Source organism: Micromonospora sp. NPDC048947 (assembly GCF_040649495.1).
Lineage (GTDB): Bacteria > Actinomycetota > Actinomycetes > Mycobacteriales > Micromonosporaceae > Micromonospora > Micromonospora alfalfae.
The window spans coordinates 96,149-115,398 of the sequence record NZ_JBEZFO010000011.1 but is presented as its reverse complement, the minus strand read 5'-3'; the positions used below and the strand labels follow the sequence as shown (position 1 = coordinate 115,398).

Below are 19,250 nucleotides of genomic sequence, written 5' to 3'. Positions count from 1 at the left end.
ACCGGATCAGCGCGGTGCGATCGCCAGCGGGGCGCCGGTGAAGACGTCCAGCACCGGGCGGCTGCCCAGCGGCGCCGCGAGGGTTACGGTGACCGGCTCCAGTTTCAGCATTGCGATGCATTCGCCGGTGGCCCGGGTGACACCGCCACCGACCACCACGACGTCCGGCCGTTCCCACACCAACGGCGTGATCCCGGTGTCGCACGCGCCGACGCCGAGGCGCACCGTCAGCCGGGCGTCGTGGACGGCGGCCAGGTCCTGGGCCGCCACCAACCCGTCCGGCAGCGGCCGGGCCGGAGTGGTCGGCTCGGGGACGGGGGTGACCGCCGTCGGCGCGACGGCGAGCCGGACCACGGGGGTGGCCAACTCCTTGATGGTGAACAGCCAGGCCGGGACCTGCGCCACGCCCCGACTCGTGCGCACCGGCACGGCGCCCAACGTGACAGCGGTGACGGTGAGCGGGAGGCAGGCGGTCTGCGTGCTGCTCGTGGCCCACCCGTCGGGCCCTGGTTCGACGGTGGGGCCGCCGGGGGTGGGCCGTCCGGGCCGCTTCGGCCGCCCCGGGCAGGGCAGTGGGTCACCCTGGTCGAGCTGCCGGTACGCCTCGGCGGCGCTGACCAACGGCAGCGTCAACCGTCCGTCCGGGAATTGGATCTCGCCGCCGACCCGGGTGGGCGGTATTCCGACCTGCTCGCGGTACCAACCGGCCCGGAAGGCCGCCTCGGTCTCGGGGGTGAAGCCCGGGTCACCGGTGAGCAGTGTCGGCCCCTCCAACGGCACGTAGCCGGTGCTCCAGTCGGGCCCGGGCCGCCACGCCTCGGCGACCTCGGCGGCGCGCTGGTCGAAGGCCTCCGCCCCGTGCGTCGGGTTGGGCGGGCCGCCGGCCGGACCGGCGTCGGTCGCGGCACAGCCGACCGTCAGCAGCAACGGGAGCACGAGCAGCAGGGCAGGCCGATTCATGTACGGTTCGACGCCTCCGCCGACCGGCCGGTTCCCGACCTGAGCTCAGGTCTCGCCTCCCAGATCCGTCTGGTACGCCTCCCAGAGCAGGTCGGCGCCGCGCCGCCGATGCCGGGCCAACCGCCGCAGCAGGTGCCCGGCCCGGTGTCGCAACTCATCGGGGCGCGTCTCGGGCCGCTCGGCGATCTGCTGAACCGCCAGGATCGCGGCGACGATCGCCACGTGTTCCCGGGTCAGCAGCCGCACCCCGTGGTCCAGCCGCGGCGACTGGGTGAGCAACTCCCGGTAGAGGCCGGTCGGACCTTCGGTCACCCGGACGTGCTCGGCGAAGCCCGTGCGCACCGGACGCAGCCGAAGGAGAACCTCCTCGCGCCAGCACGGGTCGGCGCTGGCGACGGCGACTGCCCGGCCGAGGGCGTGCACGTCACCGGCGAGGCCGGCCGGGCGCGGGGCACCGGGTAGACCGATGGAATGTGGATCGGCGGGGAGCCCCGCCGGATGCGCGACGCGCGGTCGGGCGACGACTGACGGCTGCTGGACCGGACCGGTGACCATGGCACCTCCCGCGACTGCGGCGCTGCTACCCCATACCGCGATGGTGAGGCTGCCCGGCCCGCCCTGTCCAGGGCCCTGAGACGTCTCATCTGCCCCGTTGACCCCAGTGACCCCACCAGCCCCGCTGATGCGGCCTCCAGCGCCGCACAGGCCTGCTGGGAGCACGACAGGCCTCAGTCGGCCGACGGGCGCTCTGCCAGCCGGCGCAGGCGGTCGGCCACGGCGCGCGCGTCGCCGGCCCGCTCGTCGCCTGGTCGACCCGTGGTGATCGCCTCGGCCAGCGCTCGCAGCTCGGACGGCGGCAGGACGGGCAGCCCCATGCCGCGCAGTGGGATGGTGACCCCCCGGGCGCTCCCCGGGGCGGTCGCGAGGATGGCCCGCGCCTGCGGTCCGCCGGCCGGACCGTCGTCGTCCGCCTCGCGGTACGACACAGCGCCGGCCTCGATCCGGGCGGTGGCGAGGTCGACGGTGCTGGTGCGCAGCGCACCGCGTACCCGCGCCCGGCTGCCGTCCAGCCAGGCGGCCGTGCGGAGCACCCGCAGCACCAGGTAGAGGCCGAGCAGGACGAAGGGCAGGCCGCACAGGCCGATGAACGGGCTGGGGCCGGACTGGTTCGGGTCGGCGGAGTCGCGTAGCCCGGGCGGCAGCAGCCCCGGCGGCAGGTCGCGAGCCTCCTCATAGGAGGCGAACGCGTCACCCGGCCCGGTCAGTCGGCGCAACAGCCCGTCGGCGACGAGGGGCAGCGCCACGAACGCCGCGCCGACGGCCGTGAGCAGCACGCCGAACACCACCGCCACGACACGCTGGCCGGGCGACGCGCCGACCGACAGGCGCAGCTCCTGGTTGGTCACAGGGGGCAGCGTAAGACCCCGCGAACAACGAAGCGCCCCGGCTGGTGGGCCGGGGCGCTTCGTTCGAGGTGGTGGAGGTGCCGGGAATCGAACCCGGGTCCTTCGCCGGTTTGTCAGGGCTTCTCCGAGCGCAGCTCGCTGTGCCTCTACTCGGCCCCACCGCTCACGCGAGCAAGTTGGTGTGACGGGCCCAGTCGCTGATTAATCTCGCCGCACGGACCCCGCGACCGGGTCCGATTGGCCAGCCTCCTAGCTGATGCCGGCTACTGGGACGAAGGCGTTCCCAGGCCGACAGACTTAGCTACTCGCCTCAGGCGGCGAGAGCGAAGTCAGCGCGATTTTGCTTGGCGCTTATAAGTTTCCGACGACCGATTCTCGAGACGACGTCGGCTTCCTCGGCTCGCTTCCCCTGTCGCTGCGTACGAAGTCGAAACCAGTCACCCCCTCGACAGGCCGCCGATGTGGCGGCACTGACAAGACTAACGCCTGCCGCAACAGCTTTCATCCCGAGCCCCGGGCCGGCACGCCGACCCGGACAAACGGGATGAACTAGTCGTCCATCCCCTTGCCGCGTCGACCGGACACCCGGGCGATCTCCCGGTCCGCGTCCCGCTTGGCGAGGTCCTGGCGCTTGTCGTACGACTTCTTGCCCTTGGCCAGGGCGATCTCGACCTTGGCCCAGCCGTCCGAGAAGTAGACCTGCAACGGGACGATGGTGAAACCGCCCTCGCGGGTCCTGCCGAGGAGCTTGTCGATCTCACCCCGGTTGAGCAGCAGCTTGCGGGTACGCCGGGGCTCATGGTTGGTCCAGGTGCCCTGGGTGTACTCCGGGATGTGCATCGCGTGCAGGAACAACTCGCCGTCACGTTCCTGCGCGAACGCGTCGACAAGTGACGCTCTTCCGGCCCGAAGCGACTTGACCTCGGTGCCGGTCAGCGCCATGCCCGCCTCGTACGTGTCGAAGATGGCGTAGTCGTGACGCGCCTTCTTGTTGGAGGCGACCACCTTGCGCCCCTTTTCCCGTGGCATCGGTGCCACCCCCTCTCCTGGCGTCCGCGGCCGGGCTCACCCCGGCCGGACAACCGATCATGCTACCCGAATGACAAGGACCCTCCCGCGCCGTTTATTTCCGGCTGCGGGAGGGTCCTCGGGAGGCGACGGGACGACCCGTACGGTGCCTAGACCCGCAGGTAGAAGCGCAGGGTGATCCAGGCGGTGCCCGCGCTGACCAGACCACCGACGCCGGCCATCAGCGGGAAGATGAACAGGATGTCGCCCCAGGTGATCGGCGAGAGCAGACCCTGCAACGCGCTCAACGACCCGTCGAAGAGCAGATACTTCGCCGCGACCAGGGCCACCAGACCGAGCAGTGAACCGATCAGGCCGGCCACCACGGCCTCCAGCACGAACGGCGCCTGGATGAACCAGTTGGACGCGCCGACCAGCTTCATGACCGCCACCTCACGCCGCTTGCTGTACGCGGCCACCTGAATGGTGTTCGCGACCAGCAGCAGGGCGGCGATCGCCATCACGATGGCGGCAGCCAGGGCGATGTTCTGGATCGAGGTGAGGATGTTGAAGATCTTGTCGAGCAGTCGACTCTGGTCGATGATCTCCTCGACGCCCGCGGTGTCCTTGTACTGGTCGTAGACGTCCTTGTACTGCTCCGGGTTGTTCAGCTTGAGCCGGAACGCCTCGGGAAGCTGGTCCGGCTTCACGGCGTTCACCAGGTCCGGCGCGTCCTGGTACATCTCCTTGAAGCGCTTGTACGCCTCGTCCTTGTTGACGTAGAGGACGTCCTTGACCAGGGGGTCGCTGTCGAGCTTGGTCTGGAGATCGGTGCGCTCCTGCTCGGTCACCTCCTGGGTCAAGAAGATCGAGACTTCGATGTTCTTGTAGTAGAGGTCCTTCATGTCGTCGACCTGGCGGTACATGAGACCGCTGGCGCCGAGCATGGTCAGCGAGACCGCCATCGTGATGATCATCGCGATGGACATGGTCACGTTGCGCCACAGTCCGACCAGTACCTCGGACAGGACGTATTTCACGCGCATCGGGATTTCCTCCGGGTCTCCGGCATGAGGTGTTCGTCGTCAGGCTGCGCAGGGGTGGAGCGCCGGCTCACCCGTAGACGCCGCGGGCCTGGTCACGCACGATGCGACCGCTCTCAATCTCAACGACGCGGCGGCGCATCTGGTTCACGATGTTGGAGTCGTGGGTGACCATCACGACGGTCGTGCCGGTGCGATTGATCCGGTCCAGCAGGCGCATGATCTCAATCGAGGTGTCCGGGTCCAGGTTTCCGGTGGGCTCGTCCGCCAGCAGGATCAGCGGACGGTTCACGAACGCCCGGGCGACGGCGACCCGCTGCTGCTCACCACCGGAGAGCTCGTGCGGGTAGCGGTGCTCCTTGCCACCGAGCCCGACCAGCTCCAGCACCTCCGGCACGACCCGGCGGGCAACCGCCTTCGTCTTGCCGATCACCTCGAGGGCGAACGCCACGTTCTCGTAGGCGGTGCGGTTGGGCAGCAGCCGGAAGTCCTGGAAGACGCAGCCGATCGAGCGCCGGAAGTGGGGTCGCTTCCAGGAACGCATCGACGTGACGTCCTTGCCGTTGACGACGACGCGCCCCTTGTTGGGGGCCACCTCGTGCAGCAGCATTTTGATGATCGTGGACTTGCCGGAGCCGGATGGACCGATGAAGAAGACGAACTCGCCCTTCTCGATCGAGACGGACACGTTGTCGAGCGAAGGCCGGGACGCCTTCGGGTACGTCTTCGTCACTTGCTCAAGCTGAATCACGGGTGGTGAGTCTACGCGGTGTAACAACTGAGCCAAGCCCCACGCCCCGCCGATCCGGCACGAGTCGTCGAATCAGGCTCCTACCTGGAGATCGACGACGCGCTCCGCCCGCGCGCCGTCACGCACCGTCGTTGGCGAGCTGCCGCTGCTTGCGCCAACGGATGCCGGCCTCGATGAAATCGTCGAGGTCGCCGTCGAAGACCCCGCTCGGATTGCCGGTCTCCTGCTCGGTTCGGAGATCCTTCACCATCTGATACGGGTGCAGGACGTAGGAGCGCATCTGGTCGCCCCACGAGCTCGTGCTGCCGCTCTTGAGGCCAGCCATCTTCTCTTCCTCCTCCTGGCGCTTGCGCTCCAGGAGCCGGGCCTGGAGCACCCGCAGCGCGGAGGCCTTGTTCTGCAGCTGGGACTTCTCGTTCTGGCAGGTCACCACGATGCCGGTCGGGATGTGCGTCAGGCGCACCGCCGAGTCGGTCGTGTTGACGCTCTGCCCACCAGGCCCGGAGGAGCGGTAGACATCGACCCGAACCTCGTTCTCCGGGATGTCGATGTGGTCGGTCTGCTCGGTGACCGGCAGAACCTCGACGCCCGCGAAGCTGGTCTGCCGACGACCCTGGTTGTCGAACGGGCTGATCCGGACCAGCCGGTGCGTGCCCGACTCGACGCTGAGCGTGCCGTACGCGTACGGCACCTTGACCGCGAAGGTGGCCGACTTCAGGCCCGCCTCCTCGGCGTACGAGGTCTCGTAGACCTCGGTGGGGTAGCCGTGCCGCTCCGCCCAGCGCAGGTACATCCGCAGCAGCATCTCGGCGAAGTCCGCGGCATCCACGCCACCCGCGCCGGCCCGGATGGCGACCAGCGCCTCCCGGGAGTCGTACTCGCCGGAGAGCAGGGTGCGGACCTCCATCTCCTGGATGGCCTTGGTCAACCCGGTGATCTCCGACTCGACCTCGGTCAGCACACCCGGGTCGGCCTCGGCCTCGGCCAGCTCCAACAGCACCTGGGCGTCGTCGAGGCCGGAACGCAGGCTGCCCAGCTTGCTGATCTCGCCGTTGACGTACGACAGCTGCGAGGTCACCTGCTGGGCCTTGGCCTGGTCGTCCCACAGGTCGGGGGCGGAGGCCTCCTGCTCCAGGCGGGCCTTGTCCTCGTGCAGCCGGTCGAGGTTGAGGACGGCCTCGATGTTTCGCAGGGTCGCGTCGAGTTCCTTGAGCTGTTCGGCGTAATCGGCAGCGGTCACGACAGACAAGCGTACTGTGCCGGGAGCGGAGCAGCTCGTTCCCTATGCACGAACCCGCTGACCGTCACCCGACGGGGGCGGACTTCAACCACGACAGGGCCGCCCGGTGGTAGGCGACGGCGAACTCCAGCGCGCTGGCGTCGTACGTCTCGCCGTCCCGTTTGGCGTTCTTCACCTGCTCCCGGACCTGGGCGAGGGCCTCGGTGTGGTATTCGTTGGCCGAGGCGTACAGGCCCTTCAGCTGGCTGGCCGAGTGCAGGTTGCCGAAGGCCATCCGGAGCGCTATCGGGTTGCGGATGGTGTCCCGCCCCGGGTTCTCCGCGAGCCAGCGGGAAAACGTCCGTTTTCCGCTGGCGGTGAGTGCGTAGGGCTGGCTCATCCGCGGGCCCGGCTTGCCGAGCCGCACGTAACCCCGCTCAGCCAGCACCGGCAACTCGCGGTACACCTGACTGCGGGTCATCGACCAGTACGGCGCCAGACGGCGCTCAGCGGCGGCCATCAACTGACCGCCTGTCATCGGGCCCTCGTGGAGGAGGCCGAGCAGGGCCGCCGCCGTAGGGTTGACTCCGGAATCCGCCATGGCCACTACGCTGCCACTTTGCGCACCCGGCGTCCAGGATTTGCCGGTTTGCCACCCGACAGGACTTCCTAAGTGCACTGTCGGCGGCAGACTGTCCGCTGAGGACTATCGATGGATTGCCACATTCCGGGCGTCCGCCGGCGGCGCCCACGCGCGCCGCCGGCGGGTCGTCGCCGGTCAGCCCATGTGCGGGTACGTGTGGTCGGTCGGCGGAACGAAGGTCTCCTTGATCGTCCGCGGGGAGACCCAGCGGACCAGGTTCAGCCAGGAGCCGGCCTTGTCGTTGGTGCCGCTGGCACGGGCGCCACCGAAGGGCTGCTGCCCGACCACCGCGCCGGTCGGCTTGTCGTTGATGTAGAAGTTGCCGGCCGCGTACCGCATGCGCTCGCCGACCGACTCGACGACCCGGCGGTCGGTGGCGAACACCGAGCCGGTCAGCGCGTACGGGGCGATCGACTCCGCCTGCGCGACCACGTCGTCGAAGCGGGCGTCGTCGAACACGTGCACGCCCAGGATCGGCCCGAAGTACTCGGTGGTGAAGGTCTCGTGGGCGGCGTCGCCGCACTCGAAGAGCGTCGGTCGCACGAAGTAGCCGACCGAGTCGTCGGCGGTGCCACCGGCCAGCACCCGGCAACTGTCGTCACCAGCGATCAGCTCCAGCGCGGCGGTGTGCCGAGCGAACGCCTTGTCGTCGATCACCGCGCCGCCGAAGTTGCCGAAGTCGGCCACGTCACCGTAGGTCAGCGAGTCGGCGGTGGCGGCCAGCCGGTCCCGCAGCCCACCCTCCCAGATCGAGCGCGGCACGTACGCCCGCGAGGCCGCCGAGCACTTCTGGCCCTGGTACTCGTAAGCGCCACGGATCAGCGCGGTGTGCAACGCGTCAACGTCTGCGCTGGTGTGCGCGACGACGAAGTCCTTGCCGCCGGTCTCGCCGACCAGGCGCGGGTAGCCCCGGTAACGGGAGATGTTGTCTCCCACCATCCGCCACAACTGCTGGAACACCTTCGTCGAACCGGTGAAGTGGATGCCGGCCAGATCCGGGTCGGCGAGCACGACATCCGAGACCTCCTCGCCCCGGCCGGTGACCATGTTGATCACGCCGGGCGGCAGGCCGGCGGCCTCGAACAGCCGCATCGTGAAGTGCGCGGCGAACTGCTGGGTCGGCCCCGGCTTCCAGACCACAGTGTTGCCCAGCAGGGCCGGCGCCGACGGCAGGTTGCCGGCGATGGCGGTGAAGTTGAACGGGGTGACCGCGTAGACGAAGCCCTCCAGCGGGCGGTGGTCGAAGCGGTTCCAGACGCCGGGCGAGGACGCCGGCTGCTCCTCGAGCAGGCGACGCGCGAAGTGCACGTTGAACCGCAGGAAGTCGATGAACTCGCACGCCGCGTCGATCTCAGCCTGGATCGCGGTCTTCGACTGGCCGAGCATGGTGGCGGCGTTGAGCGTGTCCCGCCAGGGGCCGGCGAGCAGCTCGGCGGCGCGCAGGAAGATCGCGGCGCGCTCCTCGAAGGGCAGCGCCCGCCACATCGGTGCGGCGTCCTTTGCGGCCCTGGTAGCGGCGCGCGCGTCGTCGTGGGTGGCGTGCGCGGTCACCCCCAGCACGTGGGCGTGCTTGTGCGGCTGCACCACGTTGATCGGGTCACCGCCGGCCATCCGCTGCTCACCGCCGATGGTCATCGGCAGGTCGATGCGCTCGGCGGCGAGTTCGGTCAGCCGCCGCTGGAGCCGGTCCCGGTCGGGGCTGCCCGGCTCGTAGTTGCGAACCGGCTCGTTGCGCGGCTCGGGAACGGAGAACACGGCATCCATCAAGGCTCCTGGCGATCTCGACAGCAGTGGCGAAACCGGACCCGCGGGCACCGACCGGATGGCCGGACACCGGACGCCGCACGGGAGGCCGAGCAGCGGCGGGACCTCCCCTGATTCTCCCACGACGGGCCACGCGACCCACCTCCGCCACCGCCCTGCGCCAAGGACCGCCCCACCCCTCCTCCCCTTACCGACCGCTCTCGATCCGTCCCGGGGCGACAGCCAGCCCAGCGGGCCCGCGTACCCTGAATGGTCGGTGACCTGCCGCCTCGAAGGGGAGACGATGACCAAGCAGCCCGGCCGCGTCCCGGCCGCTGAGTCGGACGAGCCGGCGGTCGACGCGGCCAGCGCCGGCAAACGGCCGCTGCCCGCCCCCGGCGCCGCAGTGCTCGCGCTGCTGGCGCTCGGTTGGCTGGCCGCCATGCTCTGGTCCACCCGGGAGGCCATCACCTCGGCGGCGGCCGGGGTCACCGCGATCAGCCTCTCCGCGTTCGCCCTGCCCGGCGTGATCTCGGCCGCGCTGGTGGCCGGGGCGGCCGTCGCACTGGCCGGTGGCAACCTGCTGGCCCGCCGCTACGGCGACTGGGCCACCCTTCGCTTCGCCGGGGCGATCGGCGGCGGAATGCTGGTCGGGCTTGCGGCCGCGGTGGCCATCAACCTCACCTACTTCGACACGTCCACCACCAACGTGATCGCCGGCACCACGGCGGCTGCGGCGATCATCGGAGGCGCGCTGGCCGGCGCGCGAACCGCCCCGGCGGTCGGAGCTGTCATCACCGCCGCGCTGGGCACGCTGATCTTCGTTGTCGCGTTCAGCCGCGCCCGGGACCCGCTGTTCGACCTCTTCGGCTCCGGCGACAGCCAGGAATCGTTGATCAACGCAGCCAAGTGGGTGTCGCGTACCGAATCGCTCGTCGCCGGGCTGCTCGCCGGGCTACTGGCCTTCGGATACCTGACCTGGGCACGGCGTCGAGCCGTCCGCCGCGATCCCGAGGCCCCGGCGCTGCGCTGGCCGGCCTACCTGCTCGCCGGCGCCGGGCCGGGGCTCCTCCTGCTGCTCGCCGAAGTGATCATCAGGGTTGGCGGCCGGTCGCTGCTCGACCTTGCCAGCGCGCTCAGTGAGGCGGACGCGGTAGCCCAGACATCGCTGGGCACCTCGCGGGTGGACAACGGCATCTGGGTGCTCTTCGTGGGGGCGCTCACCGCGCTCATCGCGTTCGGCCGCACGCTCAGCCCGGCCCACAGCGACGACGACGAACCGGCCCACCACCCGGACCCCGTCGCGGACCAGGTCGACCCGGCGGACGACAAGCCGGGCTACGCCAAGGCGTTCGACGCCGACCCGGCCGAGACGTTCGACGCAGCCGACACGGCCGACGCGGACCCGGCGAAGGCTGACCCGGCTCGCTGACGCCTGGCCGCAGCCCTTGTTGCCGGGCCGGGACGCTGGTTCCGTTGACGTCATCTCCGAGGGCCACTGGAAACTGATCAACCCCTGACCGAGGCGTCCCTTCAGCCCGGGCCGGATGTCCGACTCAGGCTGCTACCGGGGGCGGCGTCCGGCTCAGTCGGTAGCGCGCAGCAGCTCGTCCAGCTCCGTCACGTCGTACCACTCCAGCTCGTGGTCCTCGGCGCCGTCGACGGTGAACTGGGCATCCGGGTCACCAGCCGCCGCCTCGGCCACGACGTCAACCGCCGCGCCGACCTCCTCGGCCGCATCCGCGCCGTCCACGTGGATTGCCGCGACGGCGCCCACCGGCACGGCGTCGGTCAACGTCACGGCGCTGGAGCCCAACTCACCGTCGCCACGCCCGATCGCCGCCGACGGCAGGTCGACCGAGATGACCACGCGACGGCGGGGAGCGGTCGGGTCGGCCCGGAGCAGGTGCAGGGCGTCCTGGGCAGCCCGGGTGAAGGCGACGTACTCCAACTCCTCCTCGTCACCCTCGGCGTACCACTCGCGCAGGGCCGGAGTCACGGCGTGCGCCTGGTCGGCGGCCAGCCCTTCCGCACGCAGCCGGGCCAGCATCGGTACCGTCGCCGGCACGTACACCCGGACAAGCTCGTCGGTCACCTGTCGTCTCCCCGCGTCGTCCACCACCGGCGGACGCCGGCACGGGCGCCGATCATGCCGCACGCCGTGACCGTCATACACCCCGCCTCCGGCCGGAGGAAGTTCCCAGCCGGTGTGTCCCGCGTGGTTGGTCCGCCGCCGACCCGGTCCGGTGCTGGGCGGCGAGGGCTGTCGGTGGCAAACTGAGCCAAACGACATCAACCCCGGGAGTTCCTGTGGAGCCGAGGTTCCTGCTGCTCTCCGACGTGGCCGCCGAGCTCAACGTGTCGGACTCGCAGGTCTACCACATGGTGCGCAGCGGAGAACTGCCGGCGATAAAGATCGGCGGACGCGGCCAGTGGCGCGTCGAGCGCGCTCGGCTGGAGGAGTACATAGCGCGCAAATATGACGAGACAGCCAACTGGGTGCAGAGCAACCCGCTGGTCGACCGCGACCCCGAGTAGGAGAAGCCCGATGCGCTCTCCAGCCTGACTCCCGGAGCATGATCGACTCGGTTTCACGGAAGTCGGGGGCGTCAGGGCTGCTGGGACCACGCGATTTCAAGGAACCCGAGTGGATCATGCGCCTTGTCGGGCCGCGGAGGCCACGAAGCATTGACCGAGGCCGTTCTGTCGCTCAGAATCGAGCGTGTCGGAGGCAAACGAAGGCAAACGCAAGATCAAGGGGCCATGATGAGCGGAGCGCGACCCGGTCCTTCCCGACCACCCGTTCGGCTGCGTCCCGTTCCGCCCTTCGACCCGCCATACGTGGACGAGACCGACGGGTCGTACTGGCCGGTGGCGACCGACGGTCAACTCGCCCTCGACCTGTTCGCCTCCACCCGGCCCAGCCCGGTCCGGCCGCCGGAGCGGCGAGCAGCCCTGCGCCCGGTGCCCAGCCGGTCCATCGCCACCAACCCGGTCGCGTCGTTGCCGCCGTCGACAGCACCGGAAACCACCCGGGCCGCGCACCGCTTCGTCGGCTCCTGCCTGGAGGTGGTCAACGGCTACCGCTCGCCGGCCCAGGTGCGAGCGCTGCTCGACCCGACCCGGGCGGGCGACCTGCTGACCGAACTCGCCCGCGCATCCGGCCGGGCCGGGACATCCCGCCGCCGCACCGGCCGACCACTGGTCCGGTTGCTACGCCTGCGGGTCTGCGCGCCCCGGGAGGCCGCGGTGGAGGCGGCAGCCGTCCTCACCGGCGCGGCCGGCCGAAGTTGGGCGATGGCACTGCGCCTCGAACATCGCCGGGGCCGCTGGCTCTGCGTTGCCCTGCACGTGCTCTGACCCCACCTGCCCCGCTCGCCGGCGAGGCTCACAAGACACCGACGGGCCCCGGCCTGCTCGGCCGGGACCCGTCGGTCAGAAGCTGTCGGTGCAGCTGCTGTTGGTCAGTTGCCGCCGTTGGGTGCGCCGTGGCAGCGCTTGTACTTGCGGCCCGAGCCACACGGGCACGGCGCGTTGCGGGACGGGCCGTTGCTCGCCTCCGCCTGGTTCGGTGCCGGCCGACGGGCGGCGGCCGACGGAACTGCCGGGCCACGCAGCCCGGATGCCGGCCGCTGCGGCGCGGACGGCGCGCTCCGCCCCGGTGCCGCCGGAGCACCCGGAGCCGGTCGGCCCACACCGAGCGCCGGAGCCTGCTGCTCGGCCTGCTCCACGGCGACAGCGCCCGGGCTGGCCTCACCGTCGATGGTGGGGGCGGAGTATTGCAGCCCCTGCCGACGCGGCGCCTGGTTGAGGCCCTTGGCCCGGATCTCCACCGGCTTGTCGAGCAGGGTGACCTCGTCGGCCCCCTCTTCCGGCTCCGGTTCGGTCACCTGGACGTCGACGTTGTAGAGGAAACCGACGGTCTCCTCCTTGATGCCGTCCATCATGGTGGCGAACATGTCGAAGCCCTCGCGCTGGTATTCCACCACGGGGTCGCGCTGGGCGTACGCCCGGAGGTTGATGCCCTCCTGGAGGTAGTCCATCTCGTAGAGGTGCTCGCGCCACTTGCGGTCGATGACCTGGAGCAGCACCATCCGCTCGAGCTGGCGCACCCCCTCGGTGCCGAGCTGCTCCTCACGCCGGTCGTAGGCGGCGTTGGCGTCGTCCTTGAGGCGGGCGACCAGGAAGTCGCTGTCCATGCCAGCCCGGGAGCCACCGGCTTCCTCTTCCAACTCCTCGATCGTCACGCCGACCGGGTAGAGCTGCTTGAGGCTGGACCAGAGCTGCTCAAGGTCCCAGTCTTCGCCGTAGCCGTCCGAGGTGGCACCCCGCACGTACGCCTCGACGGTGTCGTCGATCATGTTGCGAACCTGGTCGGAGAGGTCTTCACCGTTGAGCACCCGGAGCCGCTCGGCGTAGACGACCTGGCGCTGCTTGTTGAGCACCTCGTCGTACTTGAGCACGTTCTTGCGGATCTCGGCGTTCTGGCCCTCGATCTGGGCCTGGGCGCTCTTGATCTGCCGGGTGACCATCTTCGACTCGATGGGCACGTCCTCCGGGATGTTGAAGCGCTCCATCACCGCCTCGACCGCTCCGGCCCGGAAGCGCCGCATCAGCTCGTCCTGCAGGGACAGGTAGAAACGGGACTCGCCCGGGTCGCCCTGCCGGCCGGCGCGACCACGCAGCTGGTTGTCGATCCGCCGGGACTCGTGCCGCTCGGTGCCCAGCACGTAGAGGCCGCCGGCTGCGGAGACCTCGTCCGCCTCGGCGTCGCAGGCCTGCTTCCAGGTGGGAAGGACCTCCTCCATCGCCTTGGCGTACTCTTCCTCGTTTTCCACCGGGTCGAGGCCGCGCTGGCGCAGCTCGTTCGCGGCGAGGAACTCGGCGTTGCCGCCGAGCAGGATGTCGGTGCCGCGGCCGGCCATGTTGGTCGCCACTGTGACGGCGCCCTTACGCCCTGCCTGGGCGACGATCTCGGCCTCCCGGGCGTGGAACTTTGCGTTCAGCACGTTGTGCGGGATGCCGCGGCGGCGCAGCAGTTGGGAGAGGATCTCGGAGTTTTCCACCGAGACGGTGCCCACCAGCACCGGCTGGCCCATCTGGTGCCGCTCGGCGATGTCCTCGATGACGGCGTTGAACTTGGCCTTCTCCGTCTTGTAGATGACGTCCGGCCGGTCCTCGCGAACCATCGGGCGGTGGGTCGGGATGGTCACGACGCCGACCTTGTAGACCTTGTTGAACTCGCTCGCCTCGGTCTGCGCCGTACCGGTCATCCCGGACAGCTTCTCGTAGAGGCGGAAGTAGTTCTGGAGGGTGATGGTGGCCAGGGTCTGGTTCTCCTGCTTGATCTCCACCCCCTCCTTGGCCTCGATCGCCTGGTGCATGCCCTCGTTGTAGCGACGGCCGTGCAGGATGCGACCGGTGAACTCGTCGACGATCAGGACCTCACCGTCGCTGACGATGTAGTCCTTGTCGCGCTTGTAGAGCTCCTTGGCCTTGATGGCGTTGTTGAGGTAGCCGACCAGCGGGGTGTTCACCGACTCGTACAGGTTGTCGATGCCGAGCCGGTCCTCGACCTTGGCGACACCCCGCTCGGTCACCGCGATGGTGCGCTTGGAGTGGTCGACCTCGTAGTCGCCCTCGCCGTCGGTGCCGGGCTGGAGCCTGGCCACCACGCCGGCGAACTCGCCGTACCAGCGGGCGGAATGCTCGGCCGGGCCGGAGATGATCAGCGGGGTGCGGGCCTCGTCGATCAGGATGGAGTCGACCTCGTCGACCACCGCGAAGTTGTGCCCGCGCTGCACCAGCTCGTCCTTCGACCAGGCCATGTTGTCGCGCAGGTAGTCGAAGCCGAACTCGTTGTTGGTGCCGTAGGTGATGTCGCACTCGTAGGCGGCCTTGTGCTCGCTGGCCGGCCGGTTGGGCAGGACCACGCCGACGGTCAGCCCGAGGAACTCGTGCACCCGACCCATCCACGCCGCGTCACGCTGGGCGAGGTAGTCGTTGACCGTGATCACGTGGACGCCCTTGCCGGAGAGCGCGTTGAGGTAGACGGCCATGACCGAGGTCAGCGTCTTACCCTCACCGGTCTTCATCTCGGCGATGTTGCCGAAGTGCAGCGCCGCGCCGCCCATCACCTGGACGTCGTACGGGCGCTGGCCGAGCACCCTGGCAGCCGCTTCGCGGGCCACCGCGAACGCCTCCGGCAGCAGGTCGTCGAGGGTCTCGCCCTCGTCGAGCCGCTCCCGGAACTGCTCGGTCATGCCGGCCAGCTCCTCGTCGGTGAGGTTGACGTAGTCGTCCTCGATCGAGGTGACGGCGGCGGCGATGGCCTTGAGCCGGCGCACCATGCGGCCCTCGCCCGCGTTAAGGACCTTTTCCAGAATCGACACGGATCAACGCTCCCCTAGACAGTCTCGAACCATCGTAGGCGCTCCATCGGCGCGATGGTCACTGGTGGCGGTGCTCGACCCCGCCGAACCCGACATAACTCGCGTCCTGCACACGCCCCAAACGTTATCCGGTTACGCCGTCGGCGAACGCTACGGCAGGATGCACGGGTGGAGCTCGTGGAGATCATCGAGGACGGCGTGCTGCTGCGGCCCTGGCGAGAGACGGATGCCGAGGCCGTGCACCGAGCCTGCCAGGACCCGGACATTCAGCGTTGGACCACCGTACCGCGCCCGTACCGGCCGGAACACGCCCACGGATTTGTCACCGAGATGAGCCGGAAGGCCTGGGCCGAGGGCACCGGGGCGCCGTTCGCGGTCTGCGACCCGAGCACCGGGGAACTGCTGGGTTCCAGCGGGCTGATCTCGATCGACAAGGACGGCACCGGCGAGGTCGGCTACTGGACGGCACCCTGGGCGCGTGGTCGGGGCGTGATGGTCCGTGCGACCCGGGCGGTGGCCCGCTGGTCCTTCGACACCCTCGGGCTTCGCCGGCTCATCTGGCAGGCCGAGGTGGGCAACCACGCCTCCCGGCTGGTGGCACTGCGGGCCGGTTTCCGGGTCGACGGCAGGTTGCGGCTGGCCAACCCGGCGCTGCCCGGCAGCGCGGACGGCTGGATCGGCTCGCTGCTGCCCGGCGAGGTGCCGGCCGCCGGGTCGACCGGTCCGGCCGGACCGGGCACCCTCGCCGCCCGACGGGCCGCCGTCTTCGGCCGCTCGCAGCCCGTCCTGTTCGCCGAGACCGGGGCCGGCGAGCTGCGTCTGCGGCCCATGGAGGAGAAGGACCTGGACGCCGTGGTGCAGACCTGCCGGGACCCGGAGAGCATCCGCTGGACGACGGTGCCGGACCCGTACGAGCGCGCCGACGCGCAGGGCTACCAGGCTTACGGCCGGGACGCCTGGGCTCGGGGGGACGCCACCTGCTTCGTGATCGCCGACTCCGACGACCGGTACGTGGGGACGCTCGACCTGCGGCTCTCCCCCGCCGACCCGCTGCTGGCCGACGTGGGCTTCATGACCGCTCCGGCGGCCCGTGGTCGGGGTTACCTGCCGGCCGCGCTGGTGGCACTGAGCGCGTGGGGGTTCAGCACGTTGGGCCTGGCGCGGATCGAGTGGAAGGCGAACGTGGGCAACACCGCCTCCCGCCGGGCGGCGGAGAAGGCGGGCTTCCTGGTCGAGGGGACCGCCCGGGGCGGTGTGCAGCACCGGGGCGAACGGGTGGACGTGTGGGTCGGGGCGCTTCTCGCGAAGGATCTGGGATGAGTCTGCGGCCGGTCGTCGAGGCGCACGGGGTGCGGCTGCGCCCGTTTCGCGCCGCGGACAGCGCCGACGTGGTCGACGGCTGCGCGGACCCGCTGACTCAACGGTTCGTGTCGAACCTGCCGACCCCGTACACCGAGACCGACGCCCGCTGGTGGATCGACGTCGGCGCCCCGACGGCCTGGACCGGCGGCGGCGCGGCGTACGCCGTCGCGGACCCCGCGACGGATCGGTTGCTCGGCGCGGTGGGGCTGAACAACCCGGTGCCCGCCCGGGGTCAGCTGGAGATCGGTTACTGGATGCGACCGGCGGCGCGCGGTCGCGGGCTGGCGACCGCGGCGACCCGCGCGCTGAGCGAGCACGCGTTCGCCGCCGGGGCGGCCAGACTGGAGCTGCTGACCGAACCGGAGAACGGTCCGAGCCAGCGGGTCGCGCTGGCCGCCGGCTTCCGCTACGAGGGTCTGCGTCGGTCCGCCGGTGCGTCCGGCGACGGGGGTCGGCACGATCTGCTGGCCTGGGTACGCGTCGCCGGTGATCCGTCCGGCCCGGCCACCCGGCTGCTGCCCGACCTGCCCGGCGGGGTGCTCACCGACCAGGTGGTGGGGCTGCGCCCACTCGGGCCGGACGACGCGGCGCTGATGTACCGACTGCACAGCCGACCCGAGGTGGTGGCGAACCAGGCGCCACCGGTGCCACCGACCCGCGAGGCGATCGAGCGGCGTTGTCGTCTCGCGCAGAGCGGCTGGCTGACCGGCGAGATCGCCCGGCTGCTGATTCTGGATGTGGCGAGCGGCGAGCCCGTGGGCAGTTGCGGCTTGTCGTACACGGACGTGGCCGCCGGCGAGGCGTCGGTCGGCTACGCGTTGCTGCCGGACTGGCGCGGCCGGGGGTACGCGACGAGGGCGGTCCGGCTGCTCGCGGACTGGGCGTTCGGTCCGGCCGGTATCGCCCGGCTGTCGGCGGGCACGGTGCCGGACAACACCGCGTCGCACCGGGTGCTGGAGCGGGTCGGGTTTCAGCGCGAGGGCCTTCAGCGTGGCCGGCTGCCCGGGCTGGCCGGCGCCCGTCTGGACGACCTGACCTTCGCGCTGCTCCCGGCCGACCTGCGTTGACGGATCATGGAGTTGTGGTGGGCGTTCCCCACCACAACTCCATGATCGACACGGATCGGTTACCGGTCAGGTGGCGAGGGAGATGATGCCGTAGTCATACGCGTGGCGCCGGTAGACGACGCTGGGGCGGCCGGACTCCTTGTCCTGGAAGAGGTAGAAGTCGTGGCCGACCAGCTCCATCTCGAACAACGCGTCGTCGATGGTCATCGGCTCGGCCGGGTGCACCTTCTCCCGGGCGATGTGCCACGGCTGGTCGTCCTGCTCCTCTTCGACCCGCTCCGCGACAGCGGTGCCGGCGCGGGCGCCGTCGCTCGGCGCGCTCAGCGCGCTGGGCACCAGGTCCGCGACCGGAAGGCCCGCTGTGGCCTCGGCGACGGAGATCGGCGCGTGCCGGCCACGGTGTACGCGGCGGCGGTCGGCCGCGCGGCGTAGCCGGGTGTCGAGCTTCGCGATGGCCGCGTCGAGCGCGCTGTAGAAGTCGTTCGTGCAGGCTTCGGCCCGAATCACCGGACCTCGGGATACGCAGGTGATCTCCACCCGCTGGCAGTGGTCGGCCTGGCGCGGATTGCGCTCGTGAAACAGCTCGACATCAACGCGAATAAGTTTGTGGTCGTAGCGTTCGATCTTCGCGAGTTTCTCGGCTACGTGTACCCGGTAATGGTCCGGCACTTCGACGTTTCGGCCCTTGACCACGATGTCCACGTGACCTCCCTTGTTCGGACGGTCTTCGATCCGGTTACCCGGCCGCGCGCCGTGGGGAGACCCGCTGGCGTCGACCGGTTGGTACGGCTACGCCTCCTCTCACCGCCAGGGGCGGTTGGAACGACCTCCTACCCCCGACAGCGAAACGCTAACTCCTGTTTGCCCGGCAGTCACCCCATGTTGCCGAGACGGCCCAGGATTTTTCGCAGCTCATACACCAACGGGTGAAACGGAAACACTATCGGTTACGACTGGTGTCTTTTCTCGGTCGCCGCGAGCACCGCCGCCACACTCGGTGCCCATCCTGTGGCGGTCAGCACCCGGCTCGCGGCGGCGAGGGTCACGCCGGTGGTGACGATGTCGTCGAGCAGCACCACCACCGGCGTCGCGCCCCCGGTACGACCCCGGACCGGCCCGATCGAGCGGGGCTGGAAGGCCGCCTCGGCCGCCGCCGCGCGCCCGGCGCTGTCAAGGGTGACCGAGTCGGGCCGGGGCGACGCCCGCAGCGGACGGTGCACCCGCACCGCCCAACCGCTCCGGTTCAGCCGGGCCGCGCAGTGCCGGGCAAGCCGGTCGAGGTGGTCCCCGTAGCGGGACCGGGCCGCCGCCGCGGTGTCCGGGACCGGAACCAACGCCAGCGGACGGGCCCCGCCAACGGCCGTCGCGACGACCTCGGCGAGCAGCGCGCCGAGCGGGCGGGCCAGCCCGTGTCGGCCGTGTTCCTTGTACGCCAGCAGAGCCTCACGCAGCGGACCCGCGTACGGGCCGAGTGCGACGCAGGACGGCAGGCCCGGCGGGGCGGGTGTGGGGCGGACCGCCCGGGGCCGCAGTTGGCCGAGCGCCGCGACACAGGCTGGGCAGACCCCGTGCCGCAGGCCGGGTCGGCGCTCCCGACAAGCGGCGCAGTCGGCGGGCAGCACCAGGTCGGCGAGGTCCGCCCAGAGCCCGCTCACG

The 19,250-nt window shown here is 70.5% G+C and carries 18 protein-coding genes and 1 other RNA gene; 5 read left to right on the top strand and 14 right to left on the bottom strand.

Annotated features, from left to right (window positions below):
* Positions 1-6 precede the first annotated feature (6 nt).
* The 10 genes from AB0B98_RS17680 to pruA form a co-directional block, all read right to left on the bottom strand.
* Positions 7-960, bottom strand: coding sequence for a hypothetical protein (locus AB0B98_RS17680; RefSeq protein WP_357363772.1), 954 nt, complete (start codon positions 958-960; stop codon positions 7-9).
* Positions 961-1,005: 45 nt separating this feature from the next.
* Complete coding sequence (locus tag AB0B98_RS17675) at positions 1,006-1,515, bottom strand: hypothetical protein (RefSeq protein ID WP_357363770.1); 510 nt, start codon at positions 1,513-1,515, stop codon at positions 1,006-1,008.
* A 173-nt stretch (positions 1,516-1,688) separates the two neighbouring features.
* Positions 1,689-2,366 carry a hypothetical protein gene (locus AB0B98_RS17670; RefSeq protein WP_357363769.1) on the bottom strand — a complete coding sequence of 226 codons (678 nt, stop codon included), beginning with the start codon at positions 2,364-2,366 and terminating at the stop codon, positions 1,689-1,691.
* Positions 2,367-2,435: 69 nt separating this feature from the next.
* Positions 2,436-2,811, bottom strand: a transfer-messenger RNA (tmRNA) gene (gene ssrA / locus AB0B98_RS17665).
* 104 nt (positions 2,812-2,915) lie between these two features.
* Positions 2,916-3,395, bottom strand: a complete 480-nt coding sequence (gene smpB, locus AB0B98_RS17660) for an SsrA-binding protein SmpB (RefSeq protein ID WP_124854050.1) — start codon at positions 3,393-3,395, stop codon at positions 2,916-2,918.
* Positions 3,396-3,544: 149 nt separating this feature from the next.
* The gene (gene ftsX, locus AB0B98_RS17655) at positions 3,545-4,420 is read right to left on the bottom strand and encodes a permease-like cell division protein FtsX (RefSeq protein ID WP_334497951.1); all 876 of its coding nucleotides are present in this window, start codon (positions 4,418-4,420) and stop codon (positions 3,545-3,547) included.
* A 67-nt stretch (positions 4,421-4,487) separates the two neighbouring features.
* A complete protein-coding gene (gene ftsE / locus AB0B98_RS17650; protein WP_030331491.1) occupies positions 4,488-5,168 on the bottom strand; it encodes a cell division ATP-binding protein FtsE in 681 nt (226 codons plus the stop codon).
* Positions 5,169-5,286: 118 nt separating this feature from the next.
* Complete coding sequence (gene prfB / locus AB0B98_RS17645; RefSeq protein ID WP_238666586.1) at positions 5,287-6,408, bottom strand: peptide chain release factor 2; 1,122 nt, start codon at positions 6,406-6,408, stop codon at positions 5,287-5,289.
* A 64-nt stretch (positions 6,409-6,472) separates the two neighbouring features.
* Positions 6,473-6,988, bottom strand: a complete 516-nt coding sequence (locus AB0B98_RS17640; RefSeq protein ID WP_238666587.1) for a PadR family transcriptional regulator — start codon at positions 6,986-6,988, stop codon at positions 6,473-6,475.
* Positions 6,989-7,165: 177 nt separating this feature from the next.
* On the bottom strand, positions 7,166-8,794 hold the full coding sequence (gene pruA, locus AB0B98_RS17635) for an L-glutamate gamma-semialdehyde dehydrogenase (protein WP_357363766.1): 1,629 nt from the start codon (positions 8,792-8,794) through the stop codon (positions 7,166-7,168).
* A gap of 283 nt (positions 8,795-9,077) precedes the next feature.
* Here pruA and AB0B98_RS17630 point away from each other — a divergent pair, with 283 nt between their 5' ends.
* A complete protein-coding gene (locus AB0B98_RS17630) occupies positions 9,078-10,205 on the top strand; it encodes a hypothetical protein (protein WP_357363764.1) in 1,128 nt (375 codons plus the stop codon).
* Between the two features lie 153 nt (positions 10,206-10,358).
* Here AB0B98_RS17630 and AB0B98_RS17625 read toward each other — a convergent pair whose 3' ends face one another.
* On the bottom strand, positions 10,359-10,868 hold the full coding sequence (locus AB0B98_RS17625; protein ID WP_357363762.1) for a hypothetical protein: 510 nt from the start codon (positions 10,866-10,868) through the stop codon (positions 10,359-10,361).
* A gap of 215 nt (positions 10,869-11,083) precedes the next feature.
* On the opposite strand from AB0B98_RS17625, the gene AB0B98_RS17620 reads away from it, so the two are divergent.
* Positions 11,084-11,311, top strand: a complete 228-nt coding sequence (locus AB0B98_RS17620; RefSeq protein ID WP_357363761.1) for a helix-turn-helix domain-containing protein — start codon at positions 11,084-11,086, stop codon at positions 11,309-11,311.
* Positions 11,312-11,536: 225 nt separating this feature from the next.
* The gene (locus AB0B98_RS17615; RefSeq protein WP_357363759.1) at positions 11,537-12,133 is read left to right on the top strand and encodes an Rv3235 family protein; all 597 of its coding nucleotides are present in this window, start codon (positions 11,537-11,539) and stop codon (positions 12,131-12,133) included.
* Between the two features lie 104 nt (positions 12,134-12,237).
* Here the strand turns inward: AB0B98_RS17615 and secA are convergent, their stop codons facing one another.
* A complete protein-coding gene (secA, locus tag AB0B98_RS17610; RefSeq protein WP_357363757.1) occupies positions 12,238-15,165 on the bottom strand; it encodes a preprotein translocase subunit SecA in 2,928 nt (975 codons plus the stop codon).
* A 168-nt stretch (positions 15,166-15,333) separates the two neighbouring features.
* Here secA and AB0B98_RS17605 point away from each other — a divergent pair, with 168 nt between their 5' ends.
* Together AB0B98_RS17605 and AB0B98_RS17600 are read left to right on the top strand one after the other, a co-directional pair.
* Entirely contained in the window at positions 15,334-16,485 is a 1,152-nt protein-coding gene (locus AB0B98_RS17605; protein WP_357363755.1) for a GNAT family N-acetyltransferase, read from the top strand.
* On the top strand, positions 16,482-17,594 hold the full coding sequence (locus AB0B98_RS17600) for a GNAT family N-acetyltransferase (RefSeq protein WP_357363753.1): 1,113 nt from the start codon (positions 16,482-16,484) through the stop codon (positions 17,592-17,594). The genes AB0B98_RS17605 and AB0B98_RS17600 overlap by 4 nt, the downstream gene beginning before the upstream one ends.
* A gap of 66 nt (positions 17,595-17,660) precedes the next feature.
* On the opposite strand, the gene raiA is transcribed toward AB0B98_RS17600, so the two are convergent.
* Together raiA and AB0B98_RS17590 are read right to left on the bottom strand one after the other, a co-directional pair.
* The gene (raiA, locus tag AB0B98_RS17595; RefSeq protein ID WP_210784508.1) at positions 17,661-18,296 is read right to left on the bottom strand and encodes a ribosome-associated translation inhibitor RaiA; all 636 of its coding nucleotides are present in this window, start codon (positions 18,294-18,296) and stop codon (positions 17,661-17,663) included.
* 245 nt (positions 18,297-18,541) lie between these two features.
* Positions 18,542-19,249, bottom strand: a complete 708-nt coding sequence (locus tag AB0B98_RS17590) for a ComF family protein (protein ID WP_357363752.1) — start codon at positions 19,247-19,249, stop codon at positions 18,542-18,544.
* Position 19,250 lies beyond the last annotated feature (1 nt).

Coding starts and splice junctions, on each gene's coding strand:
- AB0B98_RS17680 (WP_357363772.1), bottom strand. CDS start 960: ATGAATCGGCCTGCCCTGCTGCTCGTGCTCCCGTTGCTGCTGACGGTC.
- AB0B98_RS17675 (WP_357363770.1), bottom strand. CDS start 1,515: ATGGTCACCGGTCCGGTCCAGCAGCCGTCAGTCGTCGCCCGACCGCGC.
- smpB (WP_124854050.1), bottom strand. CDS start 3,395: ATGCCACGGGAAAAGGGGCGCAAGGTGGTCGCCTCCAACAAGAAGGCG.
- ftsX (WP_334497951.1), bottom strand. CDS start 4,420: ATGCGCGTGAAATACGTCCTGTCCGAGGTACTGGTCGGACTGTGGCGC.
- AB0B98_RS17640 (WP_238666587.1), bottom strand. CDS start 6,988: ATGGCGGATTCCGGAGTCAACCCTACGGCGGCGGCCCTGCTCGGCCTC.
- pruA (WP_357363766.1), bottom strand. CDS start 8,794: ATGGATGCCGTGTTCTCCGTTCCCGAGCCGCGCAACGAGCCGGTTCGC.
- AB0B98_RS17630 (WP_357363764.1), top strand. CDS start 9,078: ATGACCAAGCAGCCCGGCCGCGTCCCGGCCGCTGAGTCGGACGAGCCG.
- AB0B98_RS17615 (WP_357363759.1), top strand. CDS start 11,537: ATGATGAGCGGAGCGCGACCCGGTCCTTCCCGACCACCCGTTCGGCTG.
- AB0B98_RS17600 (WP_357363753.1), top strand. CDS start 16,482: ATGAGTCTGCGGCCGGTCGTCGAGGCGCACGGGGTGCGGCTGCGCCCG.